Origin of the sequence: Elstera litoralis (genome assembly GCF_000963705.1) — a bacterium.
In the GTDB taxonomy this organism is placed as follows: domain Bacteria; phylum Pseudomonadota; class Alphaproteobacteria; order Elsterales; family Elsteraceae; genus Elstera; species Elstera litoralis.
The window spans coordinates 1-686 of record NZ_LAJY01000829.1; the positions used below are offsets into that span (position 1 = coordinate 1).

2 protein-coding genes are annotated in these 686 nt (G+C 37.9%); both read right to left on the reverse strand.

Going from position 1 to position 686, the window contains the following annotated elements:
* Nucleotides 1–118: 118 nt before the first annotated feature.
* Nucleotides 119–469, reverse strand: coding sequence for a 2OG-Fe(II) oxygenase (locus VZ95_RS29520; protein ID WP_198148441.1), 351 nt, complete (start codon nt 467–469; stop codon nt 119–121).
* Between the two features lie 19 nt (nt 470–488).
* Nucleotides 489–686 (reverse strand): hypothetical protein (locus VZ95_RS27660; RefSeq protein WP_232302780.1); only part of this gene is annotated, 198 nt, incomplete at its 5' end.

Genomic DNA, 686 nt, shown 5'->3' on the forward strand with positions numbered 1-686 from the left:
GATCCCCGGCATTACCGGCAGCGAAACGAGCTTATTGCTGGCGACGCCGCGCAGTACGAAGGCCCGGCTTTAGGTGGGAACGGCTTTAGGTGGGAACGGCTTTGGATGGCGAAGACACTCATAATGGCCGATGTAACCAACCATTAAGTGTGAAGCGAGAAGCTGAAAAAATATCTGTTGGTATTTCAACTGGAAGAACCTCATGATATAGATGGCTCTTAAAAAATACAATTCTATTGTTTCGGGGTTCTATTAGGATTTTTTTAGAATAATTTTTCTCATCGGGTGTTATTTTTAAATAACCACCAGAAAATAATTTTGGTTCTTTATTAAAATAATAAACATAACTTATGAATCGGCTCTCATTTTTTCCACCAATATCGTCCCTATGATTTTTGAAAAAGGATCCATCTGAGTGGGCTGTGATTTGGCACTCAAATCCAGAATATTTAAATTCTTCGTCGACCAAATCATGCAGAGCTAATCCTTTAATGTGATCTCGAATTTTTTTCCGAAATCAAAATTTTAATTTCAGGAATTCTTGAAAGAATTTTTGATGAACGTGATTTAACGTCAATAAAATCTTCTCCTGTTTTAGGGTTTGTAATAGTTGACTCCTTAAATTCATGCTCCTTTGCGACAACGTATTCCAACAGATAATCTTGGGTGTCTCGACCCAGGAAATC